At 70.8% G+C, this 19,549-nt stretch carries 11 protein-coding genes; 3 read left to right on the forward strand and 8 right to left on the reverse strand.

Annotation, left to right across the window (positions count from 1 at the left end; translation table 11 throughout):
- Nucleotides 1-364, reverse strand: a 364-nt coding sequence (locus tag OJ997_RS25975; RefSeq protein WP_270028205.1) for a COG1470 family protein, incomplete at its 3' end; no start/stop codon positions are given.
- A 123-nt stretch (nt 365-487) separates the two neighbouring features.
- On the opposite strand from OJ997_RS25975, the gene OJ997_RS25980 reads away from it, so the two are divergent.
- Nucleotides 488-1,579, forward strand: coding sequence for a mandelate racemase/muconate lactonizing enzyme family protein (locus tag OJ997_RS25980; protein ID WP_270028206.1), 1,092 nt, complete (start codon nt 488-490; stop codon nt 1,577-1,579).
- Between the two features lie 11 nt (nt 1,580-1,590).
- Entirely contained in the window at nt 1,591-2,361 is a 771-nt protein-coding gene (locus tag OJ997_RS25985) for an MBL fold metallo-hydrolase (protein ID WP_270028207.1), read from the forward strand.
- Here the strand turns inward: OJ997_RS25985 and OJ997_RS37845 are convergent.
- Genes OJ997_RS37845 through OJ997_RS26010 form a run of 5 tightly spaced genes read right to left on the reverse strand, consistent with a single transcriptional unit; the run spans nt 2,358 to nt 7,785 of the window.
- The gene (locus tag OJ997_RS37845; RefSeq protein WP_270028208.1) at nt 2,358-3,158 is read right to left on the reverse strand and encodes a putative metal-binding motif-containing protein; all 801 of its coding nucleotides are present in this window, start codon (nt 3,156-3,158) and stop codon (nt 2,358-2,360) included. The two genes, OJ997_RS25985 and OJ997_RS37845, sit on opposite strands and share 4 nt — an antisense overlap.
- Before the next feature lie 54 nt (nt 3,159-3,212).
- Complete coding sequence (def, locus tag OJ997_RS25995) at nt 3,213-3,782, reverse strand: peptide deformylase (RefSeq protein WP_270028209.1); 570 nt, start codon at nt 3,780-3,782, stop codon at nt 3,213-3,215.
- A 14-nt stretch (nt 3,783-3,796) separates the two neighbouring features.
- Nucleotides 3,797-6,142, reverse strand: coding sequence for a Coagulation factor 5/8 type domain-containing protein (locus OJ997_RS26000; RefSeq protein WP_270028210.1), 2,346 nt, complete (start codon nt 6,140-6,142; stop codon nt 3,797-3,799).
- A 24-nt stretch (nt 6,143-6,166) separates the two neighbouring features.
- On the reverse strand, nt 6,167-6,895 hold the full coding sequence (locus OJ997_RS26005) for an SDR family oxidoreductase (RefSeq protein WP_270028211.1): 729 nt from the start codon (nt 6,893-6,895) through the stop codon (nt 6,167-6,169).
- Between the two features lie 23 nt (nt 6,896-6,918).
- Nucleotides 6,919-7,785, reverse strand: a complete 867-nt coding sequence (locus tag OJ997_RS26010) for an RNA polymerase sigma-70 factor (protein ID WP_270028212.1) — start codon at nt 7,783-7,785, stop codon at nt 6,919-6,921.
- Nucleotides 7,786-7,826: 41 nt separating this feature from the next.
- Between OJ997_RS26010 and OJ997_RS26015 the strand changes: the two genes are divergently transcribed.
- Nucleotides 7,827-10,850 carry an NACHT domain-containing protein gene (locus OJ997_RS26015; RefSeq protein ID WP_270028213.1) on the forward strand — a complete coding sequence of 1,008 codons (3,024 nt, stop codon included), beginning with the start codon at nt 7,827-7,829 and terminating at the stop codon, nt 10,848-10,850.
- A 35-nt stretch (nt 10,851-10,885) separates the two neighbouring features.
- On the opposite strand, the gene OJ997_RS26020 is transcribed toward OJ997_RS26015, so the two are convergent.
- On the reverse strand, nt 10,886-15,190 hold the full coding sequence (locus OJ997_RS26020) for a DUF3616 domain-containing protein (protein WP_270028214.1): 4,305 nt from the start codon (nt 15,188-15,190) through the stop codon (nt 10,886-10,888).
- Nucleotides 15,191-15,277: 87 nt separating this feature from the next.
- The gene (locus tag OJ997_RS26025) at nt 15,278-19,549 is read right to left on the reverse strand and encodes a DUF3616 domain-containing protein (RefSeq protein WP_270028215.1); all 4,272 of its coding nucleotides are present in this window, start codon (nt 19,547-19,549) and stop codon (nt 15,278-15,280) included.

Raw genomic sequence — 19,549 nt, forward strand, 5'->3', positions numbered from 1 at the left:
CGCGCAGCTCGGTCGGGCGCAGCTCCAGCGCGACGACCGCGTGCGGGGCGACGCGGACGCGCGCCGCGGCCGAGCCGACGCGGCGGCCGCGGGCGAAGGCGACGACGCGCAGCGGCCACTCGGCGGCCTTGATCTCCGCGGCGTGCGGGACGTGGACGGAGACGTCGGCCTCGCGCTGCTCGCCTGCGGGCACCTGGACGGTGCGGGGGAAGACCTCGGCCCAGCCGGCGGGCATGCCCTCGACGGTGAGCTCGAGCAGCTCGGCGCTGTCAGAGCGGTTGTCGACGCGGACGACCAGACGCGCGTCGGCCGCGGGATCGGCGACGGTCTCGGGCACGTCGGCGCCGTACTCGCCCCCGGGCACGCGAACCGCTACGCCGATGGCGTGTCGATGCCGTCCTGTCGTGCCTTCTCGGAACACTGAAACCGATCGTAGGTCCGCAGCCTTAAGGGTTGTGCAAACGGTTTCACCAGTAGCGTGCGGGCGGTGAGGATCGCACGCGTCGAGGCATTCGGCTACGAGCTGCGCTATGCGCATGGGGAGTACGTGATGTCGGGCGGGCGCAGCGTGGCGGCGCTGCCCAGCACGCTCGTGCGCGTCACGACCGACGACGGCGTCGAGGGCTGGGGCGAGACGTGCCCGCTCGGCGCGACCTATCTGGAGGCCCACGCGGACGGAGCGCGAGCGGCGCTGCGCCAGCTCGCGCCCGCGCTCGTCGGCGTCGACCCGACCAACCTCGGCGCCGTCCACACCGCGATGGACGGCGCCCTGCGCGGCCACGGCTACGCCAAGTCCGCGCTGGACATCGCCTGCTGGGACGTGCTCGGCCGCGCGCTCGGCGTCCCGGTCAGCACGCTCCTCGGCGGCGTCCGCTCGTCCGACTTCCCGCTCTACGTCGCGATCCCGCTCGGCCCGGCCGAGGCGATGGTCGAGCACGTCCGCGCCCGCCGCGCCGAGGGCGTGCGCCACTTCCAGCTCAAGCTCGGCGCCGACCCGCGCGAGGACGCGGCGCGCGTACGCGCCGTGTTGGAGGAGGACCTCGACGTCGTCGTCGCCGACGCGAACGGCGGCTGGCGGCTGCAGGACGCCGTGATCGCGGCCCGCGCGCTGGAAGGCCTGGACCGCGTGCTGTTCGAGCAGCCGTGCCCGACGCTGGAGGAGTGCCAAGTCGTCCGCGAGCGGACGACGCTGCCGATGGTGCTCGACGAGGTGATCACCGACGCGCAGTCGCTCCTCCGCGCCTACGGCGTGATGGAGGGCATCAACCTGAAGGTCGGGCGCGTCGGCGGGCTCGCCAAGGCCCGGCTGCTCCGCGACCTCGGCACCGAGCTCGGCCTGCGCTTCACGATCGAGGACAGCTGGGGCGGCGACGTCACGACCGCGGCGGTCAGCCACCTCGCGGCGTCCACCGCGCCGGACCAGCTCCTGATGGCCTCGTTCATGAACGACTGGACGCTGGACCACGTGGCGGGCTACGCGCCGCGCAGCGTGAACGGCCGCGGCGCCGCGCCCACCGCCCCCGGGCTCGGGATCGACGTGGACACGGCGTCCCTTGGCGCGCCGCTCTTCACCACGTAGATTCCGGCAAAGTGGTCACCCTCACGCACATCGGCGGCCCCACCGCCCTGGTCGAGTTCGCCGGCTGGCGGATCCTGACCGACCCCACGTTCGATCCCGCCGGCGGGAAGTACAAGTTCGGCTGGGGCACCGGCTCGACGAAGACGACCGGCCCGGCGATCGACCCCGCCGACCTCGGCCCGATCGACGCCGTCCTGCTCACGCACGACCACCACGAGGACAACCTGGACGCCGCCGGGCGCGCGTTCCTCCCCCAGGTCGACACGGTGGTCACGACGGCCGCGGGCGCCGAGCGGCTCGGTGGCGCGACGCGCGGACTGAAGGACTGGGAGACGACGACGCTGACCAAGGCCGGCTCCCCGGACATCACCATCACCGCTACCCCGTGCCGCCACGGCCCGCCGCTCAGCCACCCGATCGTCGGCGACGTGATCGGCTTCGCGCTCGAATGGGGCGAGGGCGTGCTGTGGTTCAGCGGGGACACGGTCCTCTACGACGGCGTGAAGTCGGTCGCGCAGCGCCTGCGGGTCGAGATCGCGGTGCTGCACGTCGGCGGCGTCCAGTTCCCGGTCACCGGCCCCGCCCGCTACACGATGACCGGCCCGGACGCGGTCGAGCTCACGAAGCTGATCGAGCCGCGCGTCGCGATCCCGATCCACTACGAGGGCTGGAAGCACTTCCGGGACGGCAAGGCCGGTGTCGAGCGCGCGGTCGCCGCCGCGCCGTCCGACGTGCAGGCGCGATTCCGGTGGCTCACGATCGGCGAGCCGGTCGAGGTCTAGCTCGACGCGCAGCGCTTCGGCTGCTTCGCCCCCGGCTCGACGCACAGCGTCTTCATCGTCGGGAACCGGTTGCGCACGATCGGCAGGCGCATGACCTTGCCGATCGTCCGCGGCGCGGTGACCCACACCTCGACTTTGGCGCCCGGCTTGGCGGAGAACCGCTTCGCCGACGCGCGCGCCTTGCGGACCTTCAGCACGCGCCGCTTGAACGGGCAGGAGCGACCGGAGCAGCGCAGCTCCACCTTCGCGCCGGCCGTGATGCCGGTGACCACGAAGCTGCGGAACGTCGTCTTGGTGGCCGTCGCGTCGCCGCCCGCGGTCAGCACCGCGGCCGCGCGCGGGAACGGTGCGAGCACGCCGTCGCAGTTCTCGTCGACCTGGTTGCCCGCCACCTCCAGCGCGCCCGGGTAGATGTGCGCGGCGTGGTCGTTGCAGTCCAGCGACTCCGGGAACCGGTCATGGTCGGCGTCGACGAGCATCACGAACGTGGCCATGGCGGGCGTCGGGTCGGTGTGGCCGAAGTCGTCGACGGCCGCGACCGCGAACGTGTGCACGCCGCCGGGCAGCGGCGGTGTGGTGTACGGCGACGCGCACCGCACCGGCCTCGCGCCGTCGACGCTGCACGCGAACGTCACGTGGGGCTCGTCCGCGACGAACGCGAACGTCGGCGGGGCGGTCACGGTCGTGCCGTTGGGTCCGCTCGTGATCGTCGTCTCGGGCGGAGTGCGCTGGTCGGCCTGCGCGGTGGCGGGAAGCGCGCAGGCGACGATGAGGAGAATGCTGGGGAGGAGTCTCACCCAGCGATCCCACCAGCCTTCGCGCGTCCCGACAATCGGGGGCGCGCCCTGAAGTTAGACGTCGATCTCGGCTTCGCCGTCCGCCGGCTCGGGGCTGAACGACTCGCCCGCGTTGAGCGCGCGCACGGCGCCGCGCTTGTGCTCGGGCGTCGTGCGGTCCAGCATCAGCACGCCGTTCAGGTGGTCGGTCTCGTGCTGGATGATGCGGGCGTGCAGGCCGCTGACCTCGAGCCGAAGCGGCTCGCCGTGCGCATCCTGCGCCTCGAGCACGATGTCCACCGGGCGCTCGACCTCGACGTGCACGCGCGCGCGTCCGAGCGACAGGCAGCCCTCGAGCGCGGCGTCGACCGCCTCGCCGCTCTCGACGATCGTCGGGTTCACGATGACCCGCGCGGGCGCGTCGTCCTCGTCGTCCGGGAGGCGGTAGACGAACACGCGTCGCAGCGACCCGACCTGGGTCGCGGCGAGGCCGGCGCCGTCGGCCTCGCGCATGATCTCCTCGAGCTCGGAGACGTGCTGGGCGAAGGACTCGTCGAACGCCTCGACCGGGCGTGCGCGCTCACGCAGCACGGGGTCTCCCCACTGGCGGATGAGCGCGAACGCGCGTTCCTTGGACTCGGACACGGCCGCGAGAATAGCTAGGCGCCGATGAGCTTGCAGAGGAGTGTCAGCGCGGCGTCATCTACCGGATTTCCGCTGCCCGCGAGCGTCCTTCCGGTCGGTGCCGTCGCCGCGTTCGCACCGGCCACGAACGCCGGCTTGGCCTGCGTCGCGCGTGCGGCACTCACGTCGCGGAGCGCCTTGCGCAGCGCGCTCCGGTCGCGCGCGAACGCTTTCGTGGCCACGCCGACCGCGCGCACCTTGCCGCCGCGGACCTCGTAGGCGGAGCGGCCGGAGATCACGATCCGCGCCTTCCCGCCGGCGCGCTGGCCGACACGCACGCCCGCCGTCCTGCGGCCCTGCGCGGTGGAGCCGACGAGCGCCACGCGGCCGTCGTCGCCGAACACCGCCACGTCGGCCGCGCGCGGGTTGCCGGAGCCCTTCACGCACCAGCTCCACGCGCGATCGCGCTGCTGGGGCTGGCCGGCGCCGCGGAGGATTCCCGTCCAGCTCACGCCGAGCTTGAGCGTCTTCGTCAGGCCCTGGGTGCGCGGGGCGCACGCGGTGGTGGGCACGCCGTCGGCGCGCTCCCACATCTGCAGGTAGGCCTCGGCGCCGTCCCACAGGTCGTCGGCGAGCGCGCTGCCGCCGACCCGCTTGAGGTCGGCGAGCCAGTCCGCGTACTGGCCGTAGGTGGCGACGCCCTCGGCGGCGTAGTCGAACGTGCGCTGTCCGGTGGTCTGACGGTCGAACGTGACCGTGCCGTCGAGCGACTTGAACGGGTAGCTGAGCCCGCCCTTGCCGGGCTGCGTGGAGAGCCCGCCGAGGTCGGCGCCGAAGCCCCAGCCGAGCTCGTACGGCGTCGACTTCGGCCGGTACTGCTGCCACTCCTTGACGTACTGCGCGGCGTCCGAGTGGCCCGGGAACGCAAGCCCGCCGAGCTTCCACAGCCGCGGCCAGTTGCCCGGGTCCATCCAGCCGTGCGGGGAGATCACGCCCGAGTAGCCGCGCTTCTCCAGCAGGCTGAGCGTCGCGTCCACCCCGGCCTGGCTCATGTGGTCGGGGTTGACGATCATCTTGCGGTCCATCATCGAGTTCACGACGTGCGCGCCGAGGTCGGTCAGCCCGCGCGTGTTGCAGTGCGGCGTCTTCGGATACAGCGGCGGGGGCGGGAGCGTGATCCCGAGCAGGCCGCTCAGCCCGGTCAGCAGGCCGGGGTCGGCGGTGGCGATCGGGTTGTCGCGCAGCGGGCCGGTGCAGGTCTTCGCGCTCCAGAACGACCCCGCGCTCGCGAGGTTGCCGACGTTGATCAGCACGCCCTGGGCGCCGCTGTCGAAGCGCACGCCGGTGAGCGGGTTGTCGTACTTGTTCAGCAGCAGCGCCGAGCGCACGCCGCGCTTGTAGAGATCCTCCAGCTCGCGGTCGATCTGGGCCTTGTCGCACGAGGGCGCGCTCCAGCCGCGGCAGCCGAACGGCTCGGAGATCTCGATCTCGAGCACGACCGCCATCCGGCCGGAGTTGATCACGCGCCGCGCGTCGTACGGGTTGGTGACGATCTGGAAGAAGCCCTTGCCGGGCCCGCCGGCCTGCGCGTCGACGTAGTTCTGCAGGTTGCGCACCGCGTCGAGGCCGCGGCGCACGGTGCCCATCTCGTCGCAGTCGGTGACCTTGACGGGCTGCAACGTGCAGAGGACGCGGTTCTCGTTGACGCCCATGACCATCAGCCGCAGGCCGGCCATCCACGCGCGCTGGACCCAGCGCCAGTACGTCCCCTCACGCGTGAGGTTGGTGGCCTTGGTCTCGGTCAAGAACGGGTAGCCGCGCGTGTCGTGCGGCTGCGCGGGGTTGCCGTAGTTGAGGAAGTTCTGGAAGACGGCGGCGGTGCCCGTCGGGCCTTCGATCGCCGCGCAGTCGGGCAGGGCGAACGTGATCCCGTACGGATCCCACGGCTTGCCGCAGTGGAAGCGCCCGCCGAAGTACTCGTAGGTCATCCAGTGCATGTGGCCGTCGATCACGCCGCCGACGCGACCGAACTCGGTCGCGCCCTTCGAGGGCGTGCCGGTCGCGTTCAGCGGCGCCTCGGGGAACTCGGCGCAGCCCGTCGCGGGCGTGATCGTGACCGGGGTGCCGTTCAACGAGGCGCCGTCGGAGCCCATCGCCCAGTCGGCGGGGCTCGCGCTGATGCCCGTCGGCGTGACGTACGTGCCGTCGGGCCGGTAGAGCAGGTAGCGGCCCAGCGCGGTGGCCTGCATGCGCACCTGCTCGGCGCCGGCGAGGCCGCCGACGGCGTAGCAGCCGCCGGCGTACGCGTAACGGTCGGCCGCGCCCGCGGGCGCGGCCAGCAGGAGCGACAACGCGAGCACGACCAGACCCGTTCTGAGCATGGCCGCGGACGTTACGCCTCCGCGTCAGCGCGCGACGAAGTCCGCGAACCGCCGCTTCCCGATCCAGGCGCCCTCGCCCGCGACGAGCGACGTGTCGTCGACGTCGGCGCCGAAGTAGCCGGCGTCGGGGTCGCTCACCACGTCGGCGTCGGGGACCGCCTGGCGCACGGCCTCGTCGATGCCGAGCTTGTCCGGCCCGGCGATCTCGATCGCGCCCGCCGGCTCGCCCAGCGCGGCGCGCACGACGGCGTCGGCCACGTCGTCGGCGGCGATCGGCTGGAACAGGTGCGGCGAGACACGCACCTTGCCGTCCTCACCCGTGGACGCCTGCGCGATCCACGGCACGAACTCGAAGAACTGCGTCGCGTGGATGATCGTGTACGGGATCGGCCCGGCGATGATCAGGTCCTCCTGGGCGATCTTCGCGTCCATGTAGCCGCTGCCGGCCATCTTGCGCGAGCCGACGATCGACACGGCGACGTGGTGGCGCACGCCCGCCTCGGCCTCGGCGGCGAGCTGGTTGCGCGTCGAGGTGGTGAAGAAGTTCAGGACGGCCTCGGTCTCCCACGAGGGCGCGTTGGTGACGTCGACGACGACCTGCGCACCGGCGAGCGCCTCGCTGAGGCCCTCCCCCGTGAGCGTGTTGACGCCGGTCTGCGGTGAGGCGGCGACGGCTTCGTGGCCCTGAGCGGTGAGCCGCTCGATGACCTTCGTGCCGATCTGCCCGGTGCCTCCGATGATGACGATCTTCATGTCAGCTCAGACCGGAGACCCGGTCAGGGCGTGACAGGAAATTGCAACTTCTCCGGATTGACGACGAACAGGAGCTGCTCGACGCCCGCCTCGGAGGCCGTGATCGTCGCGAACGTGATGATCTCGCCGTCGCGCTCAATCAGCAGCCCGGGCTGCCCGTTGGCGTCCACGGCGGTCGCGGTCGCGCCCGTCCAGTACTTGCGCGCGAACCCGAGCAGGGCCTTGAGCACGCGGTCCCGACCGTGCAGCGGCTTGCGCGCGGCGTGCACGACGCCGCCGCCGTCGGAGTAGGTCACGACGTCCTCGGCCAGCATCCGCTCCAGCGCCTGGACGTCACCGGCCTGCGCGGCGGCGACGATCGCGTCCAGCAGCCGCCGGTGCGCTTCCGCGTCCGCCTTCGCGCGCCGTCCGCCCTCGAGCTTCCCGCGCGCACGTGAGGCGAGCTGCCGCGCGTTGGCCTCACCGACCTGGAGCACGCCCGCGATGTCGCCGTACGAGTAGTCGAACGCCTCGCGCAGCACGTACGTCGCCCGCTCGGTCGGCGTGAGCTTCTCCAGCAGCATCAGCACCGCCACCTCGAGCGCCTCCCCACGTTCGGCGCCGAGCAGCGGGTCCTCCGCGGTGTCCACGGGCTCGGGCAGCCACGGCCCGATGTACGTCTCGCGCCGCGCCCGCGCCGACTGCGAGGCGTTGATCGCCAGCCGCGTGGTCGCGGTCGCGAGGAACGCCTCGGGCTCGCGGACCGCCGCGCGGTCCGTGCCCTGCCAGCGCAGCCAGGTCTCCTGCACGAGCTCCTCCGCCTCGTGCCGGCTGCCGAGCATCCGGTAGGCGATGCCGAACAGCCGTGGCCGCGCCGCCTCGAAGACGTCGATGTCGGCGGCGGAGACCACGCTTCGATGGTACGGGCCACCGACACGTAGTCTCTTGCCTCGTGTCAGACCCGCTCGACAGCCAGATCCTCGTCGGACTGTTCGTCAACGCGCTGCATGACGTGATCAAGAGCGCGCTCAAGAGCTCACGCGATCTCGAACTCCCACAGGACCTCGAGACCCGGATCGCCGACGATGTCAAGGCAGCGGCGAAGGAGTTGACGGACGTCCAGATCTCACCTGAGCTGGGCGGAGATCGACTCCTCCAGTTCATCCGCAGCGCGGAAGTCGCGGCGGTGATCCAGCAGCTCTTCGCAACCGGTCTCACAGAGAGTCTGAGTGTCGAGCAGGCCCGGCAGGAGTTCGTGCTGTTGATGCAGCTCCGAGTCGGTGTTCCGGACGACATCGCCGCGACGCATGGGGGCCGGATATTCGACAGCTTCGTCCTGGCCACGTCGCGGATCCTGCAGCGTCATCTCACCACAGAGACGCTTGCACAACACGCGCTGATGCACATCGACCTCGCCCGTCTCGAGTCCCGGCTGATGAACCTCGAGCGCAACATCGCGCTCCTGCGGGCGCAGACGACCGCATCGATGGACGCGATCTTGAGCTTCGAACGCCAGCTCCGGTCACAGATTCACCAACGCGACTCGGTGGTGATCCCTCCAAGTCTCGATAGGAACGTGCGTGTCAATGTCGACACGCTTTACGTCTCACCGCTGTTGCGCAGTCCCGCCGGCGAGGATCTGCCCCTAGAGACGTACGGCGAGTTCGCTGCGCGCTTTCACCGTGCGGTCGTGCTGGGGGACCCCGGGGGTGGAAAGTCGACGCTCACGACCAAGCTCACCTCCGATCTGTCCAAGTCGCAGCTCGAGTCCGCGAGCGACACGCCGGTCGACCCACCCACCGCAACCCCACTCCGCGTCGTCCTGCGTGACTACGGCGTGGAGAGAAAACAAGATGGGCATTCCATCTTCCAACATCTCCAGCGCCTGCTGAACACGCGCTACCAGTTCGCCGAGACCCCTCCCGGCGCCCTCGAGTATCTGCTCCGCAACGGCCGAGCGATCCTGATCTTCGACGGCCTCGACGAGCTGTTGGACACACACCAACGTCAAGAGATCAGCGCCGACGTCGAGAGCTTCGCCAACCTCTTCCCGACGTGTCGCATCCTCGTGACGTCGCGAGCAGTGGGATACGAGGAGGCGCCGCTCAACCCAAGCGAATTTCCGGTCTGGAGACTCGTGGGGTTCGATGACGAGCGGGTGCGCGCCTACGCCACCAAGTGGTTCGCTTACGACGGATCGTCCGGCGGCGACCTCGAGGACCAGGTGGATGCGTTCGTGTCGGAGACCGAGGTCGTGCCCGATCTCCGCACCAACCCACTACTCGTCGGCCTGATGGCGAACATCTATCGCGGGGAGGGCGACATCCCCGCCAACCGGCCCGCGATCTACAAGAAGTGCGCGCTGATGCTGTTCGATCGTTGGGACAAACGACGCGGGATCGCCGCGCCGCTGCCTTTTCAGTCGCTGCTCAGACCGACCATGCAGTTCTTGGCACATTGGATCTACACACACTCACCCTTGCACGGTGGAGTCACAGAACAAGCACTCGTCGACCGGACGACCGAGTATCTGCACCCTCGCCGGTACCCCACTGACGATCAAGCCCGTGAGAAGGCAGTCGAGTTCGTAGACCTGTGCAAGGGCCGAGCGTGGGTTTTCAGTGACACAGGACTCACCGAGAGCGACGAGCCGCTTTTCCACTTCACCCATGCGACGTTCCTCGAGTTCTTCACGGCCGAGTATCTCGTACGCACCCACGAGGGCCCGCGCGATCTCGCCCAAGCGCTCATCCCGAGAATCGCCAAGCAGGAATGGGACATGGTGGCTCAGCTGGCGGCGCAGATCCAGGAAGACAGCGCCGAGGACGCGGCCGATCGCTTCCTCGAGACCTTGTTGGATTGGGCGGAGTCAGAAGGCCCCACCGCCGGAGGCCGCAACGTCGTGTCGTTCGTCGCGCGAAGCCTTGCGTTCTTCGTGCCCAGTCCAGCCGTCGCCGATCGGGCCGCGGACCGTGTAGTCCGACTGACGTTGGAGGGCGACCGAGGGGACGATCTCCGGGCGTGGGAAGCCACCTCGGCCGCCGACCCGCAGCGTCTGAACCGCCGCGAGCATCTAGACGTCTCCGAGCCGACGAGCATCGCGCTCATTGAGGACCTCAGGGCGACGAGCAGCGAGGCGGCGCCGATGGTCGCGACCGCGCTCCGCGACGCGATCGCGCGAGCGATCGCAGACTCGGAGTCGCGACGCACCGCCGCACGGTTGGCGTTCGACCTTCGCCATCTGCATGTGGTGCCGCAGTTCAGGTCTGGAGGTCTGAGCCCTCAGCTGCTCTATGAAGTACTAGCCGAAGTACTTGTTCCTCAGATCGACCAACTCGCCGTTGACGATCTCTACGTCGCCGCGAAGGCCACGACCCACGGCGAGCTGGACGTCTCACGGGCCATTGAGTTGTTTGGGCACGCGTGGCTGCTCCAACCGATCGGGTTCCACTTCGCCAGCGGTCCGAGCTGGCACTCGCCCGTGGGGATGAAGTTGATCTGGGGCCGAGCCAGTGACAGCGCGCCATCGGCGTCACTTGCATGGTTGGGGGTACGCTTGCGGAACGCCGAGCCGCCGTATTTCGCGCGACCGTTCGACGGGGTGCATGGGGGCTTGCTCCAGTGGATGCAGCACTCGAGCCAATCAGTCGCGCTTCCCGCGTCGATCGACGGCGACGAGCGGTTTGCCGCGACGATGCTGGTGGCGTCGATGGTCGAGACCGACTCGCTCTCCGAGGCAGCGGGAGTTCCGGATCGAGCAGCCATGTCCCGCCTCGCGGACACCCTCGGAGTGGAAGCGGCCGAGGTCGTTGAGCGCCGTCTCGCAACGCTCGTCGACACACGCGACGCACGAGTTGCCCCCGACCGGGCGGTTGACGTGTCAAGCCTGTCGGATCTCATGGCCGCCTGGGCCAACCACGAGCTGGACTTCACGCATGCGCCGACCAACACTGAGTCGAGCAGCCGAAGGCGCTGAGGCGCCGGCTCAGGCGAGCCGGCGCCCCCAATGCCCTACGGCGTGGTGGTGCTCAGCGTGAAGGTGAGCGTCTGGCTGTAGGCGCCGGTGCGGAGCGCGTCGTTCGCCCCGATCAGCTGCTTGAACGTGACCGGCACGTCCTCGTTGGAGACCGGGCCCGTCCAGGACGAACGGCCCAGCTCCACCCGCAACGGCTGCGGCAGCGAGAACGCGCTGTTGGTCAGGTGGCCCGGCTCGCTCACGCTCAACGCCGCGTCACCCGCGGTGCTGATCACGGTGGCCTTCGTGGACGCCGTGTACTCGCGCTCGACACCCGGCGTGAACGCGCCGAACGTCGCCGGAGTACCCAGCGTCAACGACAACGTGGCCGGCACCGAGCCGCCCGCGCCGGCCTCGACGTCGGTCTCCACCGCGACCGGAACGCTGACCGCCGCCGACTGGGAGACGCTCGAGCGCGTCTCGTCGGACGGCACGTACTTCGCCACGAGCGAGTGCACGCCAGCCGGCAGGCCGCTCACGTCGATCGTCGCCTCACCGGCGATGACCGGCACGAGGCCGAGCGAGACGTCGCCGTCGAACAGCTCGACCGAGCCGAACACGTCACGCTCGGGCAGCTGGCCGGCGGACGTCGGCACGATCTTGACGGTTGCCGTGCGGGCCGCCCCGACCCGATCGTCACCGGCGACGGTGAGCGTCGTGGCCGTGGTCGTCGCCGGCGGGAACGGCAGCTGGACCGTGTCCCGCAGGAGCGGGACGGCCAGCGACACGGCCGAGATCGTCGTGTCGCGGTCGGCGGTCGGCTCGAAGCGCGCGTGGATCTGGCGCAGGTTCGTCGTCAGCGTCGTGGTGAGCGTCGCGACGCCGTTGACCACCGGGACCGGCGTGCCGATCGCCGTGCCGTTGCCGAACCCGAACTGCACCGTGCCGGCCAGCGTTGGGTCGGACACGCGGGCGGTGAACGTGAGGGCCTGCGAGACGATCCGCGGGCCGGACACCGTCACGTGCACGTACGGCGTCTTCAGCGCCGGAGCGGCCGCGGCCGGCGACCCCGCCGGCGCGAGCTCGACCGGCACCTCGGACGTCAGCACCGGCGTGTAGCCCGCGTTGAAGTTCGGGACCTCGGCGGAGACGCGGTGCTTGCCGGCCGCCAGCGCGGTCGTGACGAACGTCGCCTCGCCGTTCTCGTCGAAGTACGCGGAGCTCGAGCCCGCCGTGTCGGCGAACAGCGTCACCGCCGCGGCGTTGTTGACGCGCGTGCGCATCTGCGCGAACAGCCGCTGCCCCGGATACAGGACGGACGGCTTGGCGCCGCGCAGCTTGAGCTTGATCGTCTGCGGCGCGCCCGCGACGCGGTCACCCGTGATCGAGACGATCTCGACGAACGGGACGCGCGGCTTGTACTCGACGAGACCCGTGATCGGGGTCGTCGTCGCCGACGACAGGAAGTTCTCGGCGTTGGCAGTGGTGAAGCGCGCCGAGAAGTTCACCGCGCCGCCGCTGAAGCGGTTGGTCAGGTCGATCTCGGCCTTGCCGTTGACGACCGGGAACGCGCGGCGGGTCTGGAAGCACTCGCATCCCGGCACCGGCTCGCTCGCGAACGAGTCCTGCAGGATCGTGGTGCCGTTGAGGAACTCGACCTTGCCCTGCGCATTCGGGTCCGACACCGTCGCGATCAGCTTGTGCGTCTCCATGCCGACCTTCGTGCCGACCCACTCGAGCGAGACCGTCGTCGCCGTGCGGGCGCCCTGCGTCGGCGTGGCCTTGAGCACCGTGCCGGCGGCCGACCGGGAGGCCACGTTCTGCGCGCGCACCGTCACGGTGTGCTCCGTGCCGGCCGTGAGGCCGACGAACGACGCCGACGTGCCGGTGACGATCGCCGGCGAGCCCAGCGCGTGCTGGCCGTTGGGGAGCTTGACGGTGACGTAGTAGGCCGTGGCGCCGGGCGTCGCGTCCCAGTTGACGGCGAGCTCGCCCGGCTTGGCCGTGGCGGTGACGCCGGTGGTGACGGCCGGGGCGGCGACCGGCTCGCCGATCGTCACGTACTGGCCGTAGGACTTGCCCAGGCCGGTGTCACCCGAGTCGGCGAGCAGCAGCGTCTTGGCGCCGGCGACGAGCGGGTTCGGCACCTCGGCGATGCCCTCCCACGCGCCGATGCGCCCCTCGTCGGTCGGGAGCTCGTTGACGAACTTCGGGTCGTGCGCCGGGTTGCCGTCCCACGTGTACAGCGCCCAGTTCTTGAGCGAGTCGTCCGTGTCACCCGTGCCGGCGGTGATCAGGTACTCATCGCGCGCGTTCTTGTTGATGTCGCGGATCGAGCGGCCACCGAGGTCGAGGAAGATCGGCGCGCCGAACTGCGCGTTGACCGACTCCGACGTGAGCTTGTCGATGTTGGTGACCGGCAGGATGAGCGCGCGCTCGATGCCGTCGGCGCCCGTGATCGTCGGGGCACGCATGCCGAACCAGGCGACGGACGAGGAGCCCGGCGCCATCGTCAGGCCCTCGACGTTGAAGCCGTTCGGCGCGTTCGGGAGCAGGCCCGCGACGGTCGCCGTGTTGAACTTCAGGTAGTTCGCGCCCAAGCCGTGGCCGTTGGCCGCGTCCCACGCCTTCCACTGGTTCCACAGGCCCGTGTAGGAGTGCGACCACTCCAGGTCGACCTTGTCGCCCGAGCCCGTGATCTTCTGGAACGCCAGGAAGCGGCGCTCAGGACGCGCGCTGCCGGAGCGGTTGTTGCCGTGCGAGCCCGACCACACGAGCATGTCGCCGAAGCGTGTCACGCCCTCGAAGTCGGTCTCGCCGCCCGGGAACCCGTCGCTCCAGGAAGCGAGCGGACGGCCCGAGACGCCCTTCTTGTACAGGTGGATCGTGTTGACCTCGTCCGACACGCCGAGGAAGTGGTCGCCGCCGACGTCGACCGCCGCCGACAGGTCGACCGCGCCGCTGTAGTAGTGCGAGCCCGGGTAGGGCGCCGCGGCGGTCGTGGCCAGCGAGACGGTGACCGTGGCCGTCTCGTCATCCGAGCGGGCGGTGAAGGTGACGGCGGTCGAGCCCGTCGTGATCGGGTTCAGCGTGGCCGTGCGCTTGCTGCCCGTACCCGTGATGGTGATGTTCGCGTTCGGCAGGATCGCCTGATTGGCGGACGTGGCCGTGACGGTGACGTCGGTCGTGTTCGGGTCGAAGACCTCGAGGTCGACGCTCGCCTTCGGGGCGGCACCGATGTGCGTGTCGACCGCGGTCGCCGAGGCCGTGATCACCGGCGGCGTGGCCGGATACGGCGTGCCGTCGGCCGGGAAGCCGGAGCCGGGAGCGAACGCGAGGCCGGTGAAGCGAGCCGTCCCCGGCGCGTAGGCCAGCGTCGTCGCGCCGGTCGACTTGAAGTCGGCACCGATCTCGGCCGTGTCGACGAGCTTGACCAGCTTCGCCGTGTTGTACGTGGTGGCGTAGAGCTCGACGGCACCCGAGACGGCGCGCGCCGCGACGTAGTTGTAGTCGCCGCTGACGCTGCCGCGCGGCTTCCACGTGCCGTTGTCGAGGGCGAACTTCCACAGGCCACGGCCGAAGCGGACGACGTACGCCGTGTCCGCGCCTGCCGTGCCGTCCGTGTCGACGAAGACGGCGTCGAGCGCCCCGGGCGCGGAGATGAACAGCTGCGGCGGCGTCGTCGTGTCCAGCGCGGTCGGGAGCCCGCCGGGCAGGCGGTGGACACCGGACGTGTTGGTCGTGACCAGGCTGCCGTCCACGAGGTCGATGCTGGTCGGCCCCGGCGTGCTCGTCGGGAAGCCGCTGACCTGCGTCATCACCGTGTCGCCCTCGGCGAGCGTCGCGATCGGCTTGGCGTTGTGGGTGACGCCGATCCACTTGCGCGTGCCGTCGACCGTGACGATGCCCGCCGGCGAGTGGGCGATCGAGGTCATGAAGCCCGAGCCGAGCCGCTGGTCGGTCCAGGTGCCGTCGGCCTTGACCGTCACCGCGGTGCCGTTGGTTCCTTCCTGGTACGTCAGACCGGCGGCGGCGCGGATCGCGCTGAAGGTCAGGAAGCGACCGTCGGCCGAGCGGCGCAGCGCGGCCGCGCGCACGGCCTGCCCGGCCGGCTGGTTGGACTTCGTCAGCGTGTCGGTCGGAAACTGGACCCGGCCCTTGTAGGCGCCGTCCGCCGTGGACAGGCGGTGCAGTGCGACGTGGTCGGTCTTGGACTGGCCGAGCGGCAGGCCGGAGCCGCCGATGGCGATCACGGCCAGCTCGTCGGGCGTGGCCGGACCGGCGACGACGGGGTTGGCCGCCGCGGGTGCGGCCGCGGCGAGGAACGCGGCCAGCGCGAGCGCCAGCGCACGTCGGGACAACGGGGGCAAGGGGACTCCTCCTACAGGGATGAACGAGAAGCGGGGGCGCCGATCGCTCGGCGCCCCCGCGGGGACCTACTGGCGGTCTTAGGGCTGCGTGGTGCTGAGCGTGAAGGTCAGCGTCTTGCTGTAGGCACCGGTGCGGAGCGCGTCATTGGCCCCGATCGCCTGCTTGAACGTGACCGGCACGTCCTCGTTGGCAGTCGGGCCCGACCAGGCCGAGCGGCCCAGCTCCACCCGCAGCGGCTGCGGCAGCGAGAACGCGCCGTTGGTCAGGTGGCCCGGCTCGCTCACGCTCAACGCCGCATCACCCGCCGTGCTGATCACCGTCGCCTTGGTCGTCGCCGTGTACTCGCGCTCGACACCCGGCGTGAACGCGCCGAACGTCGCCGGAGCGCCCAGCGTCAGCGACAACGTGGCCGGCACCGAGCCGCCGACCGGCGCCGGGGCGTCGGTCTGGACGATCTCCGAGCTCAGGCTGCGCGTCTCGTCGGAGGACACGTAGCGGGCGCGCAGCGTGTGCGGGCCCGCCCCGAGGCTGGACAGGTCGATCGTCGCGACGCCGACGCGGGTCGGGGCGAACCCGACCACGCGCTCGCCCTCAAGGATCTCGGCGTAGCCGTAGACGTCACGGATCGCGAACGCGTCGCCGCCGACCGGCGACACCGTCACCGTGCCCGTGGATCCGGAGACCGCGAGCGTCGTCTTCGTGGCCACCGTGCCCGAACGCGGCAGGTCGGTCGCCGCCCGCAGCAGCGGCACCGCCTGGGACGTCGCGCCGGCCGTGGTCGTGCGCTCGGCCACCACCGGGTCGAAGCGGGCGTAGATGCCCAGCTGCGGGCTCGTGTTGGTGACGGAGGTCGTCGCGACGCCGTTGACGACCGGGACCGCGGTGCCGAGCGCCGTGCTGTAGTTGAAGAACGTCACCGTGCCCGTGAGGGTCGGATCGGACAGCTTCGCCGTCAGCGTCAGCGCCTGACCGGTGCGCGTGACGCCGGGGCCGGACAGCTTGACGGCGATGGCCGGACGCTTGATCGGCTTGACCTCGGGCGCGGGCGAGCCGGCGGGCGCGATCGTGACCGGGATCTCGTCGGTCCACTGCGTCACGTAGCCCGTGGAGTAGCCGGGGACCTGGACGCTGATGCGGTGATCGCCGGCGGCGAGCGCGGTGGTGTAGATCGTCGCGAGTCCATCCTCGTTCAGGGCCGCGTAGCCGCTGGAGGTCTCCTGCGTGTCGCCGACCAGGCGCGTGCGGTTGACCGCGCCGTTCAGGCGCGTGTTGAACTCCGTGCGGATGACCTCACGCCACAGCTCCGACGGCTTGTAGCCCCCGAGCTTGACCGTGATGGCGATCCGGCTGCCGACGACGCGATCGCCGGTGATCGAGACGATCTCCGCCCAGGGCTGCTTCGGGCGGTACTCGAACAGCGTCGGCGCCACGGCGGACTCCGACGAGAGGTAGTTCTCGGCGTTGGCGGTGGTGAACTTCGCCTGCAGGTCCGTCATGCCGGCCCCACGTGCGTCGGTGATGTCGATCACGGCCTTGCCGTTGACGACGGGGAACGTGTGGGTGTAGACGTTGGCGCCCACGCTCGGGTCGAAGCCGGTCGCGAACGAGTCTTGGAGCCGCTGGCCGCTCCCGAAGAACTGGATCGTGCCGCGCGCGTTCGGGTCCGAGACCGTGGCGACGAGCTTCTGCACCTCGCCGAGGATGTTCGAGCCCTGGAACTCCAACGTCGTCGTGGTCGCGACGCGGGCGCCCTGGGTGGGCGTGGCCGTCGCGGGCGTTCCCGGGACGGCGCGCGTGGCGACGTTCTGCGGGCGCACCTGAACCGTGTACTCCGTGCCGGCGGTGAGGCCCTCGAACGAGGCGCTCGTGCCGGTGACGAACTTCGGCGAGCCGGGGGCGTGGGCGCCCGCGGCGGTCTTGACCGTCACGTAGTACTGCGTGGCGCGGTCGGCCGCGTTCCAGCTGGCGTCGAGCGCGCCCGGCTTGCCCGTGGCGGTGATGCCCGTGACCGCGGCCGGGCCGGCGATCGGCTCACCGATGGTCACGTACTGGCCGTAGGACTTGCCGAGGCCGGTGTCACCGGAGTCGGCGAGCATCAGGACGCGGCTGCCGGCGACCAGGTCGGTCGGCAGCTCCGCGATGCCCTCCCACGCGCCGATCCGCGCCTCGTCGGTCGGGAGCTCCTTGACCATCTGCGGCTGGTGGTCGACGTTGCCGTCCCACGTGTACAGCGCCCAGTTCTTGAGGCTGTCGTCCGTGTCGCCGGTGCCCGCGCTGATCAGGTACTGGTCCTTCGCGTTCTTGCTGATGTCGCGGATGCTGCGACCACCGAGGTCGAGGAAGATCGGCGCGCCGAACTCCGCGTTCACGCTGTCGCTCGTCAGCTTGTCGAGGTTGTTGACCGGCAGGATCACGGCGCGCTCGATGCCGTCGGCGCCCGTGATCGTCGGGGCGCGCATGCCGAACCAGGCAACGCTCGAGGAGCCCGGCGCCATCGTCAGGCCCTCGACGTTGAAGCCGTTCGGCGCGTTCGGGAGCAGGCCCGGCACCGTCGCGGTGTTGAACTTGAGCTTGTTCGCGCCGAGGCCGTGGCCGTTGCTCGCGTCCCAGTCCTTCCACTGCTGCCACAGGCGCGTGTAGCTGTTGCGCCACTCCAGGCCGACGGTCGCGCCGGAGCCGCTGATCGTCTGGAACGCGAGGAACCGGCGCTCCGGACGGGCCGAGCCCGAGCGGTTGTTGCCGTGCGAGCCGCTCCACACGATCGTGTTCCCGAAGCGCGTCGCGCCCTCGAAGTCGGTCTCGCCGCCCGGGAAGCCCTGGTTCCACTGCGCGAGCGACCCACCGCTCACGCCCTTCTTGAACAGGTGGACGGTGTTGACCTCGTCCGAGATGCCGAGGAAGTAGTCGCCGCCGACGTCGATCGCCGCCGACAGGTCGACCGGGCCCGAGTAGTAGTGCCCGCCTGGATCGGCGACCGCGGGCGAGACCTTCAGCGTGAGGGTCGCCGTCACGGCGTCGTCGCCGGAGCGCGCCGTGAACGTGACGGTCGCCGTGCCGGTCGCGATCGGGTCGAACGTCGCCGTGCGCACCGCGCCCGTGCCGCTGATGGCGATCTTGTCGTTGGGCAGGATCGTCTGGTTCGACGACGTCGCCGTCACCGTGACGTCGGCCGAGTTCGGGTCGAAGACCTCGAGCGTGACGCTGCCCTTGGTCGTGGCACCGATGTGCGTGTCGACCGTCGTGGCCGAGGCGGTCATCGCGGGCGCCGTCGCCGGGTACGCGGTGCCGTCGGCCGGGAAGCCGCCGGTCGGCGTGAAGGCGAGGCCGGTGTAGCGGGCGCGCGCCGGCGCGTAGGCCAGCGTGCTCACGCCCGTGGTCTTGACGTCGCCGCCGACCTCCGCCGTGTCGACGAACTTGACGAGCTTGGCCGTGTTGGCCGTGGTGAGGTAGACCTCGATCGCGCCCGCGACGGCGCGCGCGGCGACGTAGCCGTAGCTGCCGCCGACGACGCCGCGGCTCTTCCACGTGCCGGCGTCGAGGGCGAACTTCCACACGCCGCGCCCGTCACGGACGACGTAGGCCGTGTCCGCGCCGGCGACGCCGTCGGTGTCGAGGAACGTCGCGTCGAGGGCGATCGGCGCCGCGATGAACTCCTGCGGCGGGGTCGTCGTGTTCTGCGCCGTCGGCAGGCCGCCGGGCAGGCGCGAGACACCCGTGATGCCCGTGACGACGAGGCTGCCGTCGACGAGGTCGATGCTGGTCACCGGGACCGTCGGCGTCGGGAACGCGCCGACCTGCGTCAGCTCCGTCTCACCCTCGGCGATCGTCGCGATCGGCTTGGTGTTGTGGTTGATGCCGAGCCACTTGCGCGTGCCGTCGAGCGAGACGGTGCCGACCGGGCCCTCGCCCGTCGTCATGTACGCGGTGCCGAGCCGCTGGTCGGTCCAGGTGCCGTCCGCCGCGACGCGCACGGTCGTGGCGTTGAGGATGTCCTGGTTGCTGGTCCCGGCCGCGCCGCGCCCGCCGTTGAACAGCAGGAAGCGACCGTCCGCCGAGCGCCGCAGCCCGGCGTTGCGGATCGGCGCGTTGAGCGAGTTGCTCGACTTCGTCAGCGTGTCCGACGGGAACAGGATCCGGCCCTTGTAGGCGCCGTCCGTCGTGGACAGGCGATGGAGCGCGACCTGATCCGCGCGGCGCGCGGCGTGCGTGGTGTTCACGCCGCCGACGGCGAGCACGGCCAACTCGTCAGGTGTCGCCGGGCCGGCGATCACCGGGTCGGCCGAAGCCGGCGCCGCAGCGCCGGCCAGGGTCACGAGCGCCAGTGCCAGCGCCCGTCGGGTGTTGTTCAT

Origin of the sequence: Solirubrobacter phytolaccae, from assembly GCF_027587195.1 — a bacterium.
Lineage (GTDB): Bacteria > Actinomycetota > Thermoleophilia > Solirubrobacterales > Solirubrobacteraceae > Solirubrobacter > Solirubrobacter phytolaccae.